Origin of the sequence: Streptomyces sp. NPDC017056 (genome assembly GCF_044332485.1) — a bacterium.
Taxonomy (GTDB): Bacteria; Actinomycetota; Actinomycetes; order Streptomycetales; family Streptomycetaceae; genus Streptomyces.
Window position 1 is genome coordinate 344116 of record NZ_JBIRPD010000009.1, and the last position, 17657, is coordinate 361772.

General features: G+C 70.5%; 15 protein-coding genes. 11 read left to right on the forward strand and 4 right to left on the reverse strand.

What is annotated here, in order from left to right; all coding sequences use genetic code 11:
* Positions 1-30 precede the first annotated feature (30 nt).
* The 5 genes from ilvN (at position 31) to ACH4OW_RS19005 (ending at position 5422) form a co-directional block, all read left to right on the forward strand.
* Positions 31-555, forward strand: coding sequence for an acetolactate synthase small subunit (gene ilvN, locus ACH4OW_RS18985; RefSeq protein WP_030018315.1), 525 nt, complete (start codon positions 31-33; stop codon positions 553-555).
* Between the two features lie 104 nt (positions 556-659).
* The gene (gene ilvC / locus ACH4OW_RS18990) at positions 660-1658 is read left to right on the forward strand and encodes a ketol-acid reductoisomerase (RefSeq protein ID WP_360136549.1); all 999 of its coding nucleotides are present in this window, start codon (positions 660-662) and stop codon (positions 1656-1658) included.
* Positions 1659-1948: 290 nt separating this feature from the next.
* The gene (serA, locus tag ACH4OW_RS18995) at positions 1949-3541 is read left to right on the forward strand and encodes a phosphoglycerate dehydrogenase (protein WP_398029043.1); all 1593 of its coding nucleotides are present in this window, start codon (positions 1949-1951) and stop codon (positions 3539-3541) included.
* A gap of 241 nt (positions 3542-3782) precedes the next feature.
* On the forward strand, positions 3783-4715 hold the full coding sequence (locus tag ACH4OW_RS19000; RefSeq protein ID WP_398029045.1) for a PRC and DUF2382 domain-containing protein: 933 nt from the start codon (positions 3783-3785) through the stop codon (positions 4713-4715).
* Between the two features lie 83 nt (positions 4716-4798).
* Positions 4799-5422: a TetR/AcrR family transcriptional regulator gene (locus ACH4OW_RS19005; RefSeq protein WP_360136546.1), complete on the forward strand. Its 624-nt coding sequence runs from the start codon at positions 4799-4801 to the stop codon at positions 5420-5422.
* 513 nt (positions 5423-5935) lie between these two features.
* Here ACH4OW_RS19005 and ACH4OW_RS19010 read toward each other — a convergent pair.
* On the reverse strand, positions 5936-7219 hold the full coding sequence (locus ACH4OW_RS19010) for a PucR family transcriptional regulator (protein WP_398029048.1): 1284 nt from the start codon (positions 7217-7219) through the stop codon (positions 5936-5938).
* Positions 7220-7484: 265 nt separating this feature from the next.
* On the opposite strand from ACH4OW_RS19010, the gene ACH4OW_RS19015 reads away from it, so the two are divergent.
* Both ACH4OW_RS19015 and pruA read left to right on the forward strand, forming a co-directional pair.
* Positions 7485-8411, forward strand: a complete 927-nt coding sequence (locus tag ACH4OW_RS19015; protein ID WP_398029050.1) for a proline dehydrogenase family protein — start codon at positions 7485-7487, stop codon at positions 8409-8411.
* Positions 8412-8518: 107 nt separating this feature from the next.
* Complete coding sequence (gene pruA / locus ACH4OW_RS19020; protein WP_398029052.1) at positions 8519-10150, forward strand: L-glutamate gamma-semialdehyde dehydrogenase; 1632 nt, start codon at positions 8519-8521, stop codon at positions 10148-10150.
* A 69-nt stretch (positions 10151-10219) separates the two neighbouring features.
* Here pruA and ACH4OW_RS19025 read toward each other — a convergent pair whose 3' ends face one another.
* Entirely contained in the window at positions 10220-10861 is a 642-nt protein-coding gene (locus ACH4OW_RS19025; protein ID WP_398029054.1) for a Uma2 family endonuclease, read from the reverse strand.
* Between the two features lie 356 nt (positions 10862-11217).
* On the opposite strand from ACH4OW_RS19025, the gene ACH4OW_RS19030 reads away from it, so the two are divergent.
* A complete protein-coding gene (locus ACH4OW_RS19030) occupies positions 11218-11349 on the forward strand; it encodes a hypothetical protein (RefSeq protein ID WP_360136541.1) in 132 nt (43 codons plus the stop codon).
* Positions 11350-11395: 46 nt separating this feature from the next.
* Here ACH4OW_RS19030 and ACH4OW_RS19035 read toward each other — a convergent pair whose 3' ends face one another.
* On the reverse strand, positions 11396-12967 hold the full coding sequence (locus ACH4OW_RS19035) for a purple acid phosphatase family protein (protein ID WP_398029056.1): 1572 nt from the start codon (positions 12965-12967) through the stop codon (positions 11396-11398).
* A 129-nt stretch (positions 12968-13096) separates the two neighbouring features.
* Between ACH4OW_RS19035 and ACH4OW_RS19040 the strand changes: the two genes are divergently transcribed.
* The 3 genes from ACH4OW_RS19040 (at position 13097) to ACH4OW_RS19050 (ending at position 16227) form a co-directional block, all read left to right on the forward strand.
* Complete coding sequence (locus tag ACH4OW_RS19040; protein ID WP_398029058.1) at positions 13097-14137, forward strand: 3-isopropylmalate dehydrogenase; 1041 nt, start codon at positions 13097-13099, stop codon at positions 14135-14137.
* A 312-nt stretch (positions 14138-14449) separates the two neighbouring features.
* Positions 14450-15535, forward strand: coding sequence for a branched-chain amino acid aminotransferase (locus tag ACH4OW_RS19045; protein ID WP_398029060.1), 1086 nt, complete (start codon positions 14450-14452; stop codon positions 15533-15535).
* Between the two features lie 149 nt (positions 15536-15684).
* Positions 15685-16227 (forward strand): NUDIX hydrolase, encoded by a 543-nt coding sequence (locus tag ACH4OW_RS19050; protein ID WP_360136537.1) that lies wholly within the window; start codon positions 15685-15687, stop codon positions 16225-16227.
* Here the strand turns inward: ACH4OW_RS19050 and ACH4OW_RS19055 are convergent.
* The gene (locus tag ACH4OW_RS19055) at positions 16224-17549 is read right to left on the reverse strand and encodes a hypothetical protein (RefSeq protein ID WP_398029063.1); all 1326 of its coding nucleotides are present in this window, start codon (positions 17547-17549) and stop codon (positions 16224-16226) included. The genes ACH4OW_RS19050 and ACH4OW_RS19055 overlap by 4 nt on opposite strands.
* Positions 17550-17657: the final 108 nt, after the last annotated feature.

The window sequence follows — 17657 nt, forward strand, 5'->3', positions numbered from 1 at the left end:
ACACGCGGATAGAAGAGAGAAGACCGACCCATGTCCAAGCACACGCTCTCCGTCCTGGTGGAGAACACCCCCGGCATCCTGGCCCGGATCGCCGCGCTGTTCTCGCGCCGCGGATTCAACATCGACTCGCTCGCCGTCGGCGTCACCGAGCACCCCGACATCTCCCGCATCACCATCGTCGTGAGCGTCGAATCGCTCCCGCTGGAGCAGGTCACCAAGCAGCTCAACAAGCTCGTCAACGTCCTGAAGATCGTGGAGCTGGAACCCGGCGCCGCGGTCCAGCGGGAACTGGTGCTGGCCAAGGTGCGCGCCGACAACGAGACCCGCTCGCAGATCGTCGAGATCGTGCAGCTCTTCCGCGCCAAGACCGTCGACGTCTCCCCGGACGCGGTCACCATCGAGGCGACCGGCAGCAGCGACAAGCTCGAAGCCATGCTCAAGATGCTGGAGCCGTTCGGCATCAAGGAGTTGGTGCAGTCCGGCACCATCGCCATAGGGCGCGGCGCCCGCTCCATCACGGACCGCTCGCTGCGGGCCCTGGACCGCTCCGCCTGAGCGGGCCCGGCGCGCCCGGACCGTATCGCGAGACCCCCGAACCCTTCCTTCCCCGCCCGACGTAATGTGTCGGGCAACCAGCTAGATCCAAGGAGATACCCGAAGTGGCCGAGCTGTTCTACGACGACAACGCCGACCTGTCCATCATCCAGGGCCGCAAGGTCGCGGTTCTCGGCTACGGCAGCCAGGGCCACGCCCACGCCCTCTCCCTGCGCGACTCCGGCGTCGACGTGCGCGTGGGTCTGCACGAGGGCTCGAAGTCGAAGTCCAAGGCCGAGGAGCAGGGGCTGCGCGTGGTCAGCCCCGCCGAGGCGGCCGCCGAGGCCGACGTCATCATGATCCTGGTGCCGGACCCGATCCAGGCCAAGGTCTACGAGGAGTCCGTCAAGGACAACCTCAAGGACGGCGACGCGCTCTTCTTCGGCCACGGCCTGAACATCCGCTACGGCTTCATCAAGCCCCCGCAGGGTGTCGACGTCTGCATGGTCGCCCCCAAGGGCCCCGGCCACCTGGTGCGCCGCCAGTACGAGGAAGGCCGCGGCGTGCCGTGCATCGCGGCCGTCGAGCAGGACGCCTCCGGCAACGCCTTCGCGCTGGCCCTGTCGTACGCCAAGGCCATCGGCGGCACCCGCGCCGGCGTCATCAAGACCACCTTCACCGAGGAGACCGAGACCGACCTGTTCGGTGAGCAGGCGGTGCTCTGCGGCGGCGCCTCGGCGCTGGTCAAGGCGGGCTTCGAGACGCTGGTCGAGGCCGGCTACCAGCCGGAGATCGCGTACTTCGAGTGCCTCCACGAGCTGAAGCTGATCGTGGACCTCATGTACGAGGGCGGCCTGGAGAAGATGCGCTGGTCGGTCTCCGAGACCGCCGAGTGGGGCGACTACGTCACCGGCCCGCGGATCGTCAACGACGCCACCAAGGCCGAGATGAAGAAGGTCCTCGCCGAGATCCAGGACGGCACCTTCGCGAACAACTGGATGGCGGAGTACAACGCCGGCCTGCCGAAGTACAACGAGTACAAGAAGGCCGACGAGGACCACCTGCTGGAGACCACGGGCAAGAAGCTCCGCAAGCTGATGAGCTGGGTGGACGACGAGCAGTAAGCCGTACGGCGCGGGGCCGTGGCACACGCCGCGGCCCCGTTCGCCGCGACCGGGCCCGCAGGCGGCCGGCCGCCGGACCGCCGGCACCGCACGGCGTTGTCCATCCCGTCACACCACTACCGGGTGATCCTTCCGAAACGGCGGAGGAACCCTCCCGGAGCGCCACTACACTGCACACCACAAGCGCGTCAGGCTCACAGCGTCGTGCGTCTTCCACGCGGCTGCCCCCTTCACCGCCTTCGGCCGTCGGGACGGTCGTCCGCGAAGGACAAGTGAGGACTGAAGACCACGTGAGCTCGAAACCTGTCGTTCTGATCGCCGAGGAACTGTCGCCCGCCACCGTCGACGCTCTCGGTCCGGACTTCGAGATCCGGCACTGCAACGGCGCTGACCGCGCCGAGCTGCTGCCCGCCATCGCCGACGTCGACGCCATCCTCGTGCGCAGCGCGACCAAGGTCGACGCGGAGGCCATCGCCGCCGCCGGGAAGCTGAAGGTCGTCGCCCGCGCGGGCGTCGGCCTGGACAACGTCGACGTCTCCGCCGCCACCAAGGCGGGCGTGATGGTCGTCAACGCGCCGACCTCGAACATCGTCACCGCCGCCGAGCTGGCCTGCGGCCTGCTGGTCGCCACCGCCCGCAACATCCCGCAGGCGAACACCGCGCTCAAGAACGGCGAGTGGAAGCGCAGCAAGTACACCGGCGTCGAGCTGTCGGAGAAGGTCCTCGGCGTCGTCGGCCTCGGCCGCATCGGCGTGCTGGTCGCGCAGCGCATGTCGGCGTTCGGCATGAAGATCGTCGCGTACGACCCCTACGTACAGCCGGCCCGCGCCGCGCAGATGGGCGTCAAGTTGGTCTCGCTGGACGAGCTGCTGGAGGTCGCGGACTTCATCACCGTCCACCTCCCCAAGACGCCCGAGACCCTCGGCCTGATCGGCGACGACGCGCTGCACAAGGTCAAGCCGACGGTGCGCATCGTCAACGCGGCGCGCGGCGGCATCGTGGACGAGGCCGCGCTCGCGAGCGCCCTCAAGGAGGGCCGGGTGGCCGGCGCCGGCCTGGACGTCTACGCCACCGAGCCCTGCACGGACTCCCCGCTGTTCGAGTTCGACCAGGTCGTCGCCACCCCGCACCTCGGCGCCTCGACGGGCGAGGCGCAGGAGAAGGCGGGCATCGCGGTCGCCAGGTCGGTGCGCCTGGCGCTCGCGGGCGAGCTGGTGCCGGACGCGGTCAACGTCCAGGGCGGCGTGATCGCCGAGGACGTCAAGCCGGGCCTGCCGCTGGCCGAGCGCCTCGGCCGGATCTTCACCGCGCTGGCCGGCGAGGTCGCGGTCCGCCTCGACGTCGAGGTGTACGGCGAGATTACCCAGCACGACGTCAAGGTGCTGGAACTGTCCGCGCTCAAGGGCGTGTTCGAGGACGTGGTGGCCGAGACGGTCTCGTACGTCAACGCCCCCCTGTTCGCGCAGGAGCGCGGCGTCGAGGTGCGGCTGACCACCAGCAGCGAGTCGGCCGAGCACCGCAACGTGGTCACCGTGCGCGGCACCCTCGCGGACGGCGACGAGGTCTCCATCTCCGGCACGCTGGCGGGCAACAAGAACCAGCAGAAGATCGTCGCGGTCGGCGAGCACTCGATCGACCTCGCGCTCGCCGACCACATGGCCTTCCTGCGCTACGGCGACCGCCCCGGCGTCGTCGGCACACTCGGCCGCATCCTCGGCGAGGCGGGCATCAACATCGCGGGCATGCAGGTCTCGCGGGCCGACGAGGGCGGCGAGGCGCTGGTCGCGCTGACCGTGGACGACACGATCCCGGCCGCGGTCCTCAGCGAGATCGCCGACGAGATCGGCGCCGCCTCGGCGCGCGCGGTCAACCTCACGGACTGACCCACGGCCGTCCCGCCGACGGGCCCGGGCTCCGCCACGGCGGACCCGGGCCCGTCGGCGTGCCGGGTGACCCTTCAACCAATCACCCGTTCGGCGTAACGCGGGCCGTTCGCGGGCGCCCAGCAAACTCGCCGCCGGGCCGGTGTTCCGGGGGTTTTCCGACTCGCTGCGCGTGGCGGTGCGACGCGCAATGGGAACTGCGCGTGCCCCCTGCCGGCGCGTGCGGAAGGAGAACGACGCCATGAACGCACCCCTGGGTGAGAACCCTCAGGATCTGACCGGCATGAACGTGGTCGACGCGGAGGGCACCAAGGTGGGCTCGGTCCAGCAGGTCTACCGGGACGACGCCACCAACGCCCCTGAGTGGATCACCGTGCGCACCGGTCTGTTCGGGATGAAGGAGACCTTCGTGCCGCTCGCCGGAGGCCGGCGCGTGGGTGACGAACTACAGGTTCCGTACGCCAAGGACCAGATCAAGGACGCCCCGCGGATCGACGCGGACGGCCACCTGGAACCGGCAGAGGAAGAACGCCTGTACCGCCACTACGGCATGTCGCGGCCGGGCACCGCGCCCACCGGCACCGTTCCGGGCCGCACGACCGGCGCGGGAATGGGCACCGCCGGCGCGGCCGGGATGAGCCGGCCCGAGGAGCGCAGGCGGACCGAGTCCGCGCCGCTGGCCGGCGCGGGGGCCGGCGCGATGGCCATGTCCCGCGGCCGGGGCGACGACGCCGCGCGCGCCAAGGAGCAGAACCAGGAGATGCTGATCTCCGAGGAGCACGTGGAGCTGGGCACCGAGGCGCGCGAGAGCGGCCACGCCCGGCTGCGCAAGCACGTGGAGACCGAAGAGGTGCACCGCACCGTGCCCGTCAGCCACGACGAGGCGCGCATCAGGCGCGAGAAGATCACCGAAGAGGACCGCCGGAAGGGGCGGACCCAGCAGCCGAAGCTCGGCGACGGCGAGGTCGACGTCACGCTCTACGAGGAGCAGGTCGTCGTCCGCAAGGAGAACGTGCCGGTGGAGCGGATCCGGCTGGAGACCGAGCGGGTCACCGAGCAGCAGGAGGTCAGCACCGAAGTCCACCGCGAAGAGGTGGAGTTCGACGACGGCAAGGGCACCGGACGGCGCGGCCGGCGCGACCGGCGCGGCCCCGGTCCCGAGCAGGGCCGGTAGCCCCGGCGCCGGCGGGCGCTCGCGAACGGCCGTACCGGACAGCCGCCCGGTACGGCCGTTCCGCACGGGCATAGGCTGGCCGCATGGGACACCGTGAAGACCTGCTGGAAGGCGCCAAGCGCTGCCTGCTCGAAAAGGGGTACGCGCGCACCACCGCCCGCGACATCGTGGCCGCGTCCGGCGCCAACCTGGCCTCCATCGGCTACCACTACGGCTCCAAGGACGTCCTGATGCGCCAGGCGCTGGTGGAGACCGTCGCGGAGTGGGGCGAGGGGTTCACGGAGACAAGCGGCGACGACGGGGACGCGGACGGCGACCCCGTGGAGCGCTTCGCGGCCATGTGGGACCGGATCCTGCGGCGGTTCGCCGAACAGCGGGAGTTCGTGACCTCCCAGGTCGAGGTGCTCGGCCTGCTGCCCCGCGACCCCGAGCTGCGCACGGCGGTGGCCGCGGTCCTGCCGGAGGGCGGCGAGGGCCTGGTCGCGGTCTTCGAAGGCGTACCGGACACCGAGGTCGACGCGGAGGCGGCACGGGTCGTCGGCTCCTTCTACCAGGCGCTGCTGACGGGCCTGATGGTGCAGTCGCTGATCACCCCCGAGTCGCTGCCCTCGGGCCGGGACCTGGTGGAGGCGATGCGCCGGGTGCTGTCCGGTTCGGTGCTCGGGCCGGGGCAGGGCCGTACGGACGGCGGCCCCGCGGATTCCTGAGGCGCCCCCGGGCCCGCGCGGCCCGACTGGCCGAGAGACTTCGGTAATTGGCCGCTCCCCACGCTTGTCCGGTCATGCCGCACGGTTCTACGCTCCCCGTACGGACCTGGCAGCGGCCCAGCGGCCTGCCGTCCGGCCCGGATCTCCCAGACCTCGAGGTCGCCGAGCAGCCCGCCACCCACGATCGGCCGGAGATCCGCGCCACGCAGCGAACAGCGACTCCGGCCCCGCCCTTCCCGGCCCGACCTGCCGGGGGCCCTCCCGCGCGCCCCCGGCTCGCCAGGAAGGGCGGCCAGTACCGGGCGCAGGGGAAGAGGAGCCCCGTCGTCCGGTAGCCGGTCGCCGCCGGTCCCGGTTCTTCTCCCGGCGGCGGCCGCACCCTCCGCGGGCGCCCTGTCGTCCGTCCCGGTGCCGGTGCTCCCGCGGACTTTCATCGTGCGTCCGGACCCGCTGTCTGTCCAGTACTCAACAAACGGCTTTCGCGCGACCGCAGGCTGTGGCAGCGGCGCCGCCTCACAGGCGTGCCGTTTTCAGAGCCATGTGCAGCAGCAGCCGGTCGCCCCCCTCGTCCAGATCGAGCCCGGTGAGCTTCTCGACGCGGCCGAGCCGGTAGTAAAGCGTCTGGCGGTGGATGCCGAGCGCCTGGGCGGCGCGGCCCGCCTGGCCCGCGCAGTCGAGGAACACCTCGGCGGTGCGGGCGAGTTCGCTGTGCGCGGGGGCCAGCAGGGGGCGCACGGTCGCGTCCGGTTCGGCCGGCGGCAGACCTGTCAGCAGGCGGTAGGACCCGATCGTGCTCCATTCGGCGACCGGGCCCAGCCGGGGTTCCGCGCGCGCCGCACGGGCCGCGGCCAGCGCCTCCTGCCAGGCGGCGGGCAGCGCGGACAACTCCCGCACCGGCGTGCCGAGACCGGCGGCGCCCGGCAGCGTACGGGCCTCCGTGCCGGACGGCGCCAGGCCGCCGCCCGCGCGCGGCGAGCGCAGCAGGTGCTCGGCCACCGTGTGTGCCGCGGCCCAGGAAGACGGCGAGCGCAGCCGCACGAGGGCGGCCAAGGACGGGGTGTCGGCGGTCGCGCGGTGCGGCGGGGCGGCGGCGGACGGGGCGGGGCCCGCGGTGTCGGCACCGTCGCCCGGCCCGTTCGCGGCGGGCAGCGCGCAGGCCGCGAGCAGCCCCGGCAGGTTGGGCAGCGGCGCGTGATCCGTTTCCGGGACACCCCACGGCGTCACCGCCACCACCATCAGGGGCGCGTCCGCCGCGGACCGCAGCCCTTCGCGCAGCGCGGCCGAGGCGGCGGCGCGCTCCGCCGGCCGCGACACGAGCAACGCGCGCAGCAGGTCGCCCACTTCGGCCCCGGCGCGGGCCTCCGCCGCCAGCAGGGCGCCGATCCCCGCCGCCGACTCCATCGCCTGCTCGATACGGGGGTCCGGCGGCGTCCCGCCACCGCCCAGCTCCAGGTCGGTCAGGTGCCCGTCGTCCAGCAGCCACACGTATCCGTGCACGATGCCGCGGTGGCGCACGGGCAGGCAGATGCGGCCCTTGAAGACGCCGGCGGCCGGGTCGGGCGGGATGCGCAGCGCCGTCTTCGCGCGGGCGATGCCGAACGCCTCGAACCAGGCCCGTACCGCCGCCGTCGAGCGGCGCTGGAGGATCGACCGGGTCCGTACCGGGTCCATGACCAGGTCGTCGTCGCCCTCGTGCGCGCCGAAGGCGATCAGCCCGAAATCGCGGTCCTCCAGGGTCGCCGGCGCGGCGAGGGCGGCCGAGATCTCGTCCACGAGCTGTTGGTAATCGCCCCGCATGCGCCGCGTGGCTCCTTTCCGGTCGCATCCGGCGGCCCGACGGCCCCGGTGTCCGCGCGGTCACCGGTGCGGGTGGGCCCGCCGGTGCCGTTGTGGTCTTCCTCCATTCTCATACATCTGTCTGAGATGCCGGCCACGAAGGCCAGACAGCTGTCGATGGCCGCCGAGTAGCGAGATCCTTAAGTTTCAGGTGGCTCATCTCGCCGTCGCGCCCGCCTGCCAGGCGCCCGCCCGGCATTGTCATCTTGAATCGTGGAGGTGCCCCGTGCTGGGTCCCGTGCTTCTCGCAGCAGCCCGCAGCGACAGCATCCGCCGTATCGTCTCGGCCGCCCCGGTCACCCGCCCGGTCGTCGACCGGTTCGTGGCCGGCGAGCGGCTGGACGCGTCCATGGCCGCCGTGCGGTCCCTGGCGGACCGCGGTATGGAGGTCACCCTCGACCACTTGGGCGAGGACATCACCGACCCCGCCGAGGCGCTGCGCAACCGCGACGCCTACCTCCAGCTGACCGCCGCCCTCCAGGACCTGGGCCTGGGCGAGCGCGCCGAGATGTCGGTCAAGCTCTCCGCCTTCGGGCAGGCACTGCCCGGCGGCCACGAGCTGGCGCTGAAGAACGTCACACCGGTCGTCGAGGCCGCCGCCGAGGCCGGCACGACGGTCACCCTGGACATGGAGGACCACACCACGGTCGACTCCACCCTGGCGATCCTCGGCGAGCTGCGCGCCCGCTTCCCGCAGACCGGCGCCGTGCTCCAGTCCTACCTGTTCCGCACCGAGGACGACTGCCACGCGCTCGCCGGGGAAGGCTCCCGCGTGCGCCTGGTCAAGGGCGCCTACAAGGAGCCCGCGACCGTCGCGTTCCAGGACAAGCGGGAGGTCGACAAGGCGTACGTACGCTGCTTGAAGATCCTCATGGCGGGCAAGGGCTACCCGATGATCGGGTCGCACGACCCGCGCATGGTGGCGATAGGCCAGGAACTGGGCCGCCGCTTCGGCCGCAAGCCCGCCGAGTACGAGTTCCAGATGCTGTACGGCATCCGCGAGAGCGAGCAGCAGCGCCTGGTCGCGGAGGGCCACCGGATGCGTGTCTACATCCCGTACGGCACGGACTGGTACGGCTACTTCATGCGGCGCCTCGCCGAGCGCCCCGCCAACCTCGCGTTCTTCCTGCGCTCGCTCGTCACCAAGGGCTGAGCCGGGGCCCGGCCACGGCCGGGCCGCACGCGCCGGGCCGCCGCCCGCGGCCCGGCGCCCCACAACTTGACGCACCCGCACACCCCCGATCGAAGGAGACGGCCGACATGGACGCCGTGACCCACGTCCCCGCCCCGTACAACGAGCCGGTGCACGGCTACGCCCCCGGCTCCCCGGAGCGCGCCCGCCTGGAGGCCAAGCTCAAGGAGCTGGCCGAGAACCCCGTCGACCTGCCGATGACCATCAACGGCGAGAAGCGGATGGGCGGCGGCGAGCGCTTCGACGTCGTGCAGCCGCACAACCACAAGGCGGTCATCGGCACGTACGCCAACGCCACCCGCCAGGACGCCCAGGACGCGATCGACGCCGCCCTGGCCGCCGCCCCGGCCTGGCGCGCCATGTCCTTCGACGACCGCGCCGCGATCCTGCTCAAGGCCGCCGACCTGCTGTCCGGCCCGTGGCGCGAGACCATCGCCGCCTCCACGATGCTCGGCCAGTCCAAGACCGCCCAGCAGGCCGAGATCGACGCGCCCTGCGAGCTGGTGGACTTCTGGCGCTTCAACGTCCACTTCGCGCGCGAGCTGCTCCAGGAGCAGCCGCCCGTCCAGCCGAACGGCGTCTGGAACCGCCTGGACCACCGCCCGCTGGAGGGCTTCGTCTACGCGATCACGCCCTTCAACTTCACCGCCATCGCCGGCAACCTGCCGACCGCGCCCGCCCTCATGGGCAACGTCGTCGTCTGGAAGCCGTCCCCCACGCAGACCCACTCCGCGATCCTGCTCATGCAGCTCCTGGAGGAGGCCGGCCTGCCCAAGGGCGTCATCAACCTCGTCACCGGCGACGGCAAGGAGGTCTCCGAGGTCGCGCTGCCGCACCCGGACCTGGCCGGCGTCCACTTCACCGGCTCCACCGCCACCTTCCAGTACCTGTGGAAGTCGGTCGGCGAGAACATCACCAACTACCGGTCCTACCCGCGCCTGGTCGGCGAGACCGGCGGCAAGGACTTCATCGTCGCCCACCCGACCGCCGACCCGGCGATCCTGAAGACCGCCATCACCCGCGGCGCCTTCGAGTACCAGGGCCAGAAGTGCTCCGCGGCCTCCCGCGCCTACATCGCCCGCTCCACCTGGGACAACGGCTTCAAGGACGACCTGGTCGCCGAGGTCGAGGGCCTGACCATGGGCGACGTCACCGACCTGTCGAACTTCATCGGCGCCGTCATCGACGACCGCTCCTTCGCCAAGAACAAGGCCGCGATCGACCGCGCCAAGCAGGACCCGACCTGCGAGATCGTCGCCGGCGGCACCTACGACGACTCGGTCGGCTACTTCGTGCGCCCGACCGTGATCGCCTGCTCCGACCCGGAGAACGAGGTCTTCAAGACCGAGTACTTCGGCCCGATCATCGCCGTCCACGTCTACGAGGACGCCGACTTCGACGCGATGCTGGAGCAGATGGAGTCCGCCTCGGCGTACGCCCTGACCGGCGCCGTCCTCGCCCAGGACCGCCAGGTCCTCGTCGCGGCGTCCGAGAAGCTCCGCTTCGCGGCCGGCAACTTCTACCTCAACGACCGCCCCACCGGCTCCATCGTCGGCCAGCAGCCCTTCGGCGGCGGCCGCGCCTCGGGCACCAACGACAAGGCGGGCTCCAAGTTCAACCTGCTCCGCTGGATGTCCCCGCGCGCCATCAAGGAAACGATGGTCGCCCCCACGGACTACCGCTACCCCCACATGGGCTGACCCGGTAGCCCCGCAGCCCCGTCGGCCCGGCCCCTTCCCCCACGAAGGCGCCGGGCCGCCGGCATTGCGTCAGCCGCCGGTGATCGCCTCCCCGATGACGAAGCCTTTGGCGGGGCCTTCGGGGAGGGCGATGTCGGTGCCGTACGGGACATGGTGCTCGGCGGCGTAGTCCGCCTTGCCGGGCGCCGGGGAGGTGAACACGGTGACGGTGCCGCGGAGGTCGTGGTCGTCGACGAGAACGTAGACGGGGATGCCGGCCCGGGCGTAGGCGCGGCGCTTGCGGACCCGGTCGCGGGTGATGCTGTTGTGGCCGGGGGAGACCACTTCGACGACGACCTTCACGGCAGATGCGTTGATGCCGACGCCGTGTTCGACGACATCCTGCTCCTCGGCGTCCTCAAGGGCGATGAGTACGTCGGGAATCCAGACCTTGCGGCCGTGGATCACATTGGTGTCCTGGTGGCCCGCGTACGGGCTGTCGGCCAGGTATCTGTCGGCGGCGCGTCGCAGTTTGTTGGCGATCTGACTGTGCGCGTAACAGCCTGTCGGCGACACCTCGATGAACCCCTCGACGATCTCGGCGTGAAAGCCCTCGGGGAGTTCCATGGATTCCCACGCCTGCCACAGGACCTCGTCCAGTTCCGGCCTGGGCGTGTCCTGGTCAGCCGGTCCGGTGTCGGCCCAGGGGGCTTCGTGCGCGAGAGCGGTCATGGCGTAGCACCTCCTCCTCAAGTGTGGGCGCGCCCGGCCCCGTGGCACAAGCGACGGCGTCACGCTACGGAGTCGCGTCCTTGCGATGGTGCCGCTCGTCGGCCGATCACCCGAACGTGCACCTCAGGCCATAACCCGTCTCAGATAGTAGGAAGCCCAAGTAATTGTGCAGACAGCACGGCTTCGCTGGCTTAGCTTTGTAGAAGCTGAACGTCTCGCTCCATCGAGCGATGGCGGGTGCGGCCCGGTATGTGCGCAGGTGACCCCTGTTGTGCCATGGCCCCCGCCCATTTCGGCCGTTTCTGGAAGGACGCTTCCCGTCATCTCTCGGGGCTTTCGCATTGGAGACGTGCATCATGACCAAGACCGCTGTCCGCAGGATCCGTCACTCTGCCCGTAAGGCCAACGAAGCCGACCGCAGGAACGCCGCGGCGGCGCTCCAGCGGGCGCTGGACCGCCGGGACAACGGCGGCTCGACCGGGCACTGAGCCCCGGAGCCGCGTGGCGGGCGCGGGTGCGCCCGCCCTGCCCGCGTCAGCCGCGCCGGGTGACCTCGAAGCGGTCGATGCTCTCGCCCGACTCGGCGAGGGCCGTCACCTTCATCCGGGGCCGGTGGCCCGGCAGCACCTCGACCGCGATGAAGGAGTAGCCGGTGTAGCGGACCCGCGACCACTGCACGGCTTCCTTGACCTTCCCCTTGCCCTCGGCCCAGTGGTACGTGTCCACGTGGTCGAGGTCCCGGACGTGGCCTTCGTAGCTGTCGGGCACCGGGAAGTCGTACAGCGACTTGCCCGCGCCGCCGGCCGTCACGTACACGATGCCCTCGCGCGAGGAGTCCACCGTCTCGCCAATGGGCACCTTCTTTGAGACCCGGCCGCCCTTGATGGCGTCGGTCCGCTCGTAGACGTGGTTGTGGCCGTTGACCACCAGGTCCACCTGGTGCTTCTCGAAGAGCGGCAGCCAGGTGTCGCGCACTCCGCCTTCGGAGGCGTGCGCGTTGGTGGTGGAGAAGGCGCAGTGGTGGAAGAAGACGACGATGAAGTCGATGCCCCGGGCTGCGCGCAGTTCGCCCAGCTTGCGGTCCAGCCACTTGGTCTGCTTGCCGTCGGTCACGCCGAGGTTGGCGGGGATCTCGTACGAGACGTCGTTGGCGTCGAGCGCGACGACGGCGACGTTGCCGTAGGTGAAGGAGTAGACGCCGGGTGCCCGCTCGGCGTCGGGGCCGTTCTCCGGCAGGCTCCAGCGGGCGCGCTGGCCGCCGTACCCGTTGGGGGAGTACCAGGCTTCCATGTCGTGGTTGCCGGTGGTCACCATCCACGGCACGGTCTTGGCCACCGACTCGGTCTGCGCGAGGAACTGGTCCCACTGGCGCGCGTCGTAGGTCTCCTGGTCGGTTCCGGTGCCGTTCGGGTCGGCGTAGCAGATGTCGCCGGCGTGCAGGTGGAAGGACGGGTTCTGGCCCAGGATGAGCTGGTCGTTGGCGAGCGCGTGGTAGCTGACGCCCTGGTCGCCGAAGGCGGTGAAGACGAAGCGTTCGGCGCGGGCCGGTGCGGTGCGGAAGGTGCCGAGGGTGCCGAAGTGGCGGGAGTCGGCGGGGTCGAAGCCGTCGTGGCCGACACCGTAGTAGTACGTGGTGCCGGGCCGCAGGCCGTCGAGCGCCGCGTGCAGGTAGTACTGGTCCACCGCGGGCAGCTTCTTGCTCAGCGCGGGCGTGTGCAGGTCCCGCACCTCGGCGTGGATCTTCCGGCTCAGGTCCCAGGGGCGCAGCCCCACCCGCAGGAACGGCCGCTTGACCGCGAACGGCACCTGCCACGAGACGCGCATCTGGTGCCGGGGGTCGGCACCGAAGGCCAGGTGCCGGCCGAACGGCGCGACCAGCGAGCCGTGCACGGCGCCGGTGGCGGGGGAGGAGAGCAGGGTGGGGGAGGGGGCGGCGGCCTGCGCCTGCCCCGCCAGCAGGCCGCCGCCCGCGACGGCGCCGGCGGTCGCGGCGGAGGTGCGCAGCAGACCCCGGCGGGTCAGCTTCGTACGGAGGTACTCGTGCTGCTCGGGCATGCTCAGCCGGCTCGCGAGCGGTTCGGGAATGCCCACGCGTGGTGTGTCCATGGAGCGCAACGTCGCATCCCTGTTCGACGGGCTGGGGCCCTGCGGGTGAACGGCAGGTGTCCGCCTGCTCATGTGTCCGTATGCCGGACGGCACGTGTCAGGAAATGGGACGGAGAGTAGGGTCCAGACATGTCTCGCAGCATTCGCCTCGCAGTGATCCCCGGTGACGGTATCGGCCAGGAGGTCGTGGCCCAAGGACTGAAGGTCCTCGGCGCGGTCCTCCCGCAGGACGTCAAGCTGGAAACCACGGAGTACGACCTCGGCGCCAGGCGATGGCACGCCACCGGCGAAACCCTGCCGGACGCGGAGCTGGAGTCCCTCAAGGACCACGACGCGATCCTGCTAGGGGCGATCGGCGACCCGTCGGTGCCGTCCGGAGTCCTGGAGCGCGGGCTGCTGCTCAAGCTGCGTTTCGCCTTCGACCACTACGTCAACCTGCGCCCCTCCAAGCTCTTCCCGAACACCGCGACGCCGCTCGCCGGCCGCCCCGACATCGACTTCGTCGTCGTCCGCGAGGGCACCGAGGGCCCGTACACGGGCAACGGCGGCAGCCTGCGCACCGGCACCCCGCACGAGGTCGCCACCGAGGTCAGCCTGAACACCGCGTACGGCGTGGAGCGGGTGGTCAGGGACGCGTACGAGCGGGCCGACGCGCGGCCGCGCAAGAAGCTGACGCTGGTCCACAAGAACAACGTCCTGGTGCACGCCGGCCACATGTGGAAGAAGATCTTCGACAAGGTCGGCGAGGAGTACCCCGAGGTCACCACCGACTACCTGCACGTCGACGCCGCGACGATCTTCTTCGTCACGCAGCCCGAGCGCTTCGACGTGATCGTCACCGACAACCTCTTCGGCGACATCCTCACCGACCTCGCCGCGGCCGTGACCGGCGGCATCGGCCTGGCCGCTTCCGGGAACATCAACCCCACCGGCGCCTTCCCGTCCATGTTCGAGCCGGTGCACGGCTCCGCGCCGGACATCGCGGGCACCGGCAAGGCCGACCCCACGGCCACCGTCCTGTCCGTCGCCCTCCTGCTGCGCCACCTCGGGTACGACGCCGAGGCGGCCCGTATCGAGGAGGCCGTCGCCGCCGACCTCGCGGTGCGGGACGAGGCCCCCCGCACCACCGGCGAGATCGGCGACGCGCTCGCCACGCGAGTAGCCCGCTGAGGCCCGCCGCTCGACGGACGAACACGCGCTGACCGACGGCGCCGGGCCGTTCCCGCCCCGGCGCCGTACGGCATTCCTGCGACTGTGCTACCGCTGGGTTGGGTGCGACCATCTACCCCTGGCAGGCGCACACGGGTCCGCCTTCGGAACCAAGGCGTCCGCTCTCCTGGCACCACGGCATTTCCGTCCCCGCGCGTACGGGGGCGATAATCGAACGTGGAGCCGCTGTACGAGGGGAATCCCGGACGTCCTGTACCGACAAGGACTTCGTGAGCGCGGCCCCACAACCTCACCGGTGAAGGACACGCACTCATGACGACGCCCACGATCGAGCTCAAGCCCTCCTCGCACCCGCTCTCCGACGCGGAGCGGGAGCGGATCCTGGCCAGCCCCGGCTTCGGCCGTTACTTCACCGACCACATGGTGACGATCAAGTGGACGGAGGGCCGCGGCTGGCACGACGCCCAGCTGGTCCCGTACGCCCCGCTGTCCATGGACCCGGCCAACATGACGCTGCACTACGCGCAGACGATCTTCGAGGGCCTCAAGGCGTACCGCCAGCCCGACGGCACCGTCGCCACCTTCCGCCCGGACGCCAACGCCCGGCGCTTCCAGGCGTCGGCCCGCCGCCTCGGCATGCCCGAGCTGCCCGTCGAGACCTTCGTCGAGGCCTGCGACGCCCTGGTCAAGCAGGACAAGAACTGGGTGCCGGCCTCCGGTGAAGAATCGCTTTACCTGCGTCCCTTCATGATTGCCTCCGAGGTCGGCCTGGGCGTCAGGCCCGCCAACGAGTACCTCTTCATCGTGATCGCCTCGCCCGCCGGCGCCTACTTCTCCGGCGGCGTCCAGCCGGTCTCGGTCTGGCTCTCCCAGGAGTACGTGCGCGCCGTGCGCGGGGGCACCGGCGCCGCCAAGACCGGCGGCAACTACGCCGCTTCCCTCGTCGCCCAGGCCCAGGCCGCCCAGCACGGCTGCGACCAGGTCGTGTGGCTGGACGCGATCGAGCGCCGCTGGATCGAGGAGATGGGCGGCATGAACCTGTACTTCGTGTACGGGAACAAGATCGTCACCCCGGAGCTGTCCGGCTCCCTGCTCCCCGGCATCACCCGCGACTCCCTCCTGAAGATCGCCGCCGACCTGGGCTACGAGTCCGCCGAGGGCCGCATCTCCGTCGAGGACTGGCGGGCCGCCACCGAGGACGGCTCCCTGACCGAGGTCTTCGCCTGCGGCACCGCCGCCGTCATCACCCCCGTCGGCTCCGTCAAGTCCGAGGCCGCCAACTGGACCGTCGGCGACGGCAAGCCCGGCGAGGTCACCATGAAGCTCCGCAAGGCCCTCCTGGACCTCCAGACCGGCGTCACCCCGGACACCCACGGCTGGATGCATCCCCTGGGCTGATCCACGACCCACCTCCGAAACGGCCGTCCGGCTCCCTGCCGGGCGGCCGTTTGGTGTTTAGGGGTGGTCGCGCGGTATCCGGAGACGTCCCTCTTGGGGGCATGGTCGGTGACATGCTGGACGGACGCCGGCGAGGAGGAGTGGGGATCATGCAGTGGACCGTCCATGGCGAACGGCAGATCTACAGCAACCCTTGGGTCAACCTGTGGCTCGTCGACGTCCAGCAGCCCGATGGCCGGCGATGGGAACATCACGTCGTGCGGATGCGGCACCTGGCTGTCGCCGTGGTGGTCGACGAGGAGCAGCGGGTGCTGATGATGTGGCGTCACCGCTTCGTGACGGATGTCTGGGGGTGGGAACTCCCGATGGGTCTGATCGAGGACGGAGAGACTCCGGAGCGGGCGGCGGCGCGTGAGGTGGAAGAAGAGACCGGCTGGCGCGTCGAGTCGATGAAACCACTGGTGTACGCGCAGCCAGCGAACGGCATCACCGATTCCGAGCATCACGTGTTCAGGGCCGACGGAGCGACGCGCGTTGGTGACCCGACGGAACTCAATGAATCCGACCGGGTCGAATGGATCCCCCTGGCCGAGATTCGCGGCATGATCGACCGGCGGGAGATCGTCAGCAGCGGTTCGCTCGTCGGTCTGCTGTATCTGTTGTTGGACGAAGCCACCCAGGTCGCTGGTTAGCAGAACACTTCGCGCATTCGCTGTTCGAAAGCAATGACCGGGGTAGCCCGTGCGTACGGTGTCAGGCGCTGGTGGAAATCTCGGATGTGCGCCTTTACTCGCGGCGAGTCGACGACGGCCAGGAGATCGAGGGCGACTCCGGCGCTGTCGCACGCCCGGTCGAGTGCGCCTTGTTGCAGTTGGGTGCTCGCCAGCCAAAAGGCGTGGAAGGCGCGGCCGCGCTGCCGGGACCCGTTTTCCCGGCGGAGCCCCTCGGCGATCAGCGGCTCGGCGCGAGGTGCTTCCCCGAGCCGTGCCAAGGCGATACCCGTGTCGACGATCAGTTTTGCCTCGTCGAAATAGCGCGCCCAGAAAGGCGCCTCCTGCTCCCGCCCGCGGGCGCGGTCGTACTGGCGGTGGGCTTCGTCGATGGCGGCATGGCAGGCGGGGCTGTCGCTCAGCATCGCTTGGGCGAAAGCCTCACGCAGGTACAGCATGGACATCACCAAGGGCTGATCGACTGCTGCTCTGGCCGTGTCCTGGGCTTGACAGGCGAGAGCGAGAGCGTTCATCGGATTGCTGTCGTACATGGCCTGCAGACTCATGGTCTGCAGGACGTTCGCCACGAAAAGGCGGTCGGCCTGGTCGAGGGAGAGCTTCAAAGCCTGAGCGAGGTAGGCGCGTGCCGTGCTGTACCTGCACGCGTCGAAGTAGGCCCAGCCTGCCATTCGGGCGAGTTCGGCCGCCAGGGACCGCAGCTCGCCACGGAACTCCTGCGTACATCCGTGCCCGAGCTGGGTGACGTAGCGCAGGTGGCCTACGACGGCCGGCCGCAGAGCCGCCGCTCCGTGCTGGTCGTCGCGGTGCCAGTAGTCCTCCGCCGACGATCGCAGGGCCACGAGGGACGAGGCGGTGATGTGGCCGTCGGCCAGGGCGAAGAGGTCGTCGACATACTCCGCACCTTCCGGGGTCGCCTCCCATGTCACCCAGGTGTCAGGTGCTGCGGTGGATGTGCAGGACGATGGCGGGGCATCGGACGAAGGTACCGACGGAATCTCCCAGGGGCGGTGAGCCAAGCCGAGCATGGCTCCCGGAATGCGCAACCCATCGGAAACCCGTTCGATCACGTCGATATGCGCCAGTCCTCGTCGCCCGGCGGCAACCTCTCCCACCCGACTGGGGGTCATATCGCAGAGAGTGGCGATCTGCGCGGGGTAGATGCCGGCCTTCACCTTGACCAGCCGGAAAATATGCGGGAAATCGCGCCGTCGGCACGCGTCCCGCCACTCGGCGCTCGCCAGGAGATCGGCTGGCAAGGTGCGATGGGGCTGCCTTACGGACATCGTCGCCCCTCCCTCTGAACGGTGCCGGAGTGGTGGTTGTCCAACCGGGCGGCATGTTACCCACGTTGGGTAACCAGCATGGCCTGGTTCCGTGACGTTTGTCTGCGG

Bases quoted from the DNA above. Each gene is read 5' to 3' on its own strand.
- ACH4OW_RS19030 (WP_360136541.1), top strand. From the start codon at position 11,218: ATGACCAAGACCGCTGTCCGCAGGATCCGTCACTCTGCCCGTAAGGCC.
- ACH4OW_RS19025 (WP_398029054.1), bottom strand. From the start codon at position 10,861: ATGACCGCTCTCGCGCACGAAGCCCCCTGGGCCGACACCGGACCGGCT.
- ilvN (WP_030018315.1), top strand. From the start codon at position 31: ATGTCCAAGCACACGCTCTCCGTCCTGGTGGAGAACACCCCCGGCATC.
- ACH4OW_RS19035 (WP_398029056.1), bottom strand. From the start codon at position 12,967: ATGGACACACCACGCGTGGGCATTCCCGAACCGCTCGCGAGCCGGCTG.
- ACH4OW_RS19055 (WP_398029063.1), bottom strand. From the start codon at position 17,549: ATGTCCGTAAGGCAGCCCCATCGCACCTTGCCAGCCGATCTCCTGGCG.
- pruA (WP_398029052.1), top strand. From the start codon at position 8,519: ATGGACGCCGTGACCCACGTCCCCGCCCCGTACAACGAGCCGGTGCAC.
- ACH4OW_RS19040 (WP_398029058.1), top strand. From the start codon at position 13,097: ATGTCTCGCAGCATTCGCCTCGCAGTGATCCCCGGTGACGGTATCGGC.
- ACH4OW_RS19000 (WP_398029045.1), top strand. From the start codon at position 3,783: ATGAACGCACCCCTGGGTGAGAACCCTCAGGATCTGACCGGCATGAAC.
- ACH4OW_RS19010 (WP_398029048.1), bottom strand. From the start codon at position 7,219: ATGCGGGGCGATTACCAACAGCTCGTGGACGAGATCTCGGCCGCCCTC.
- ACH4OW_RS19005 (WP_360136546.1), top strand. From the start codon at position 4,799: ATGGGACACCGTGAAGACCTGCTGGAAGGCGCCAAGCGCTGCCTGCTC.
- ACH4OW_RS19045 (WP_398029060.1), top strand. From the start codon at position 14,450: ATGACGACGCCCACGATCGAGCTCAAGCCCTCCTCGCACCCGCTCTCC.
- ACH4OW_RS19050 (WP_360136537.1), top strand. From the start codon at position 15,685: ATGCAGTGGACCGTCCATGGCGAACGGCAGATCTACAGCAACCCTTGG.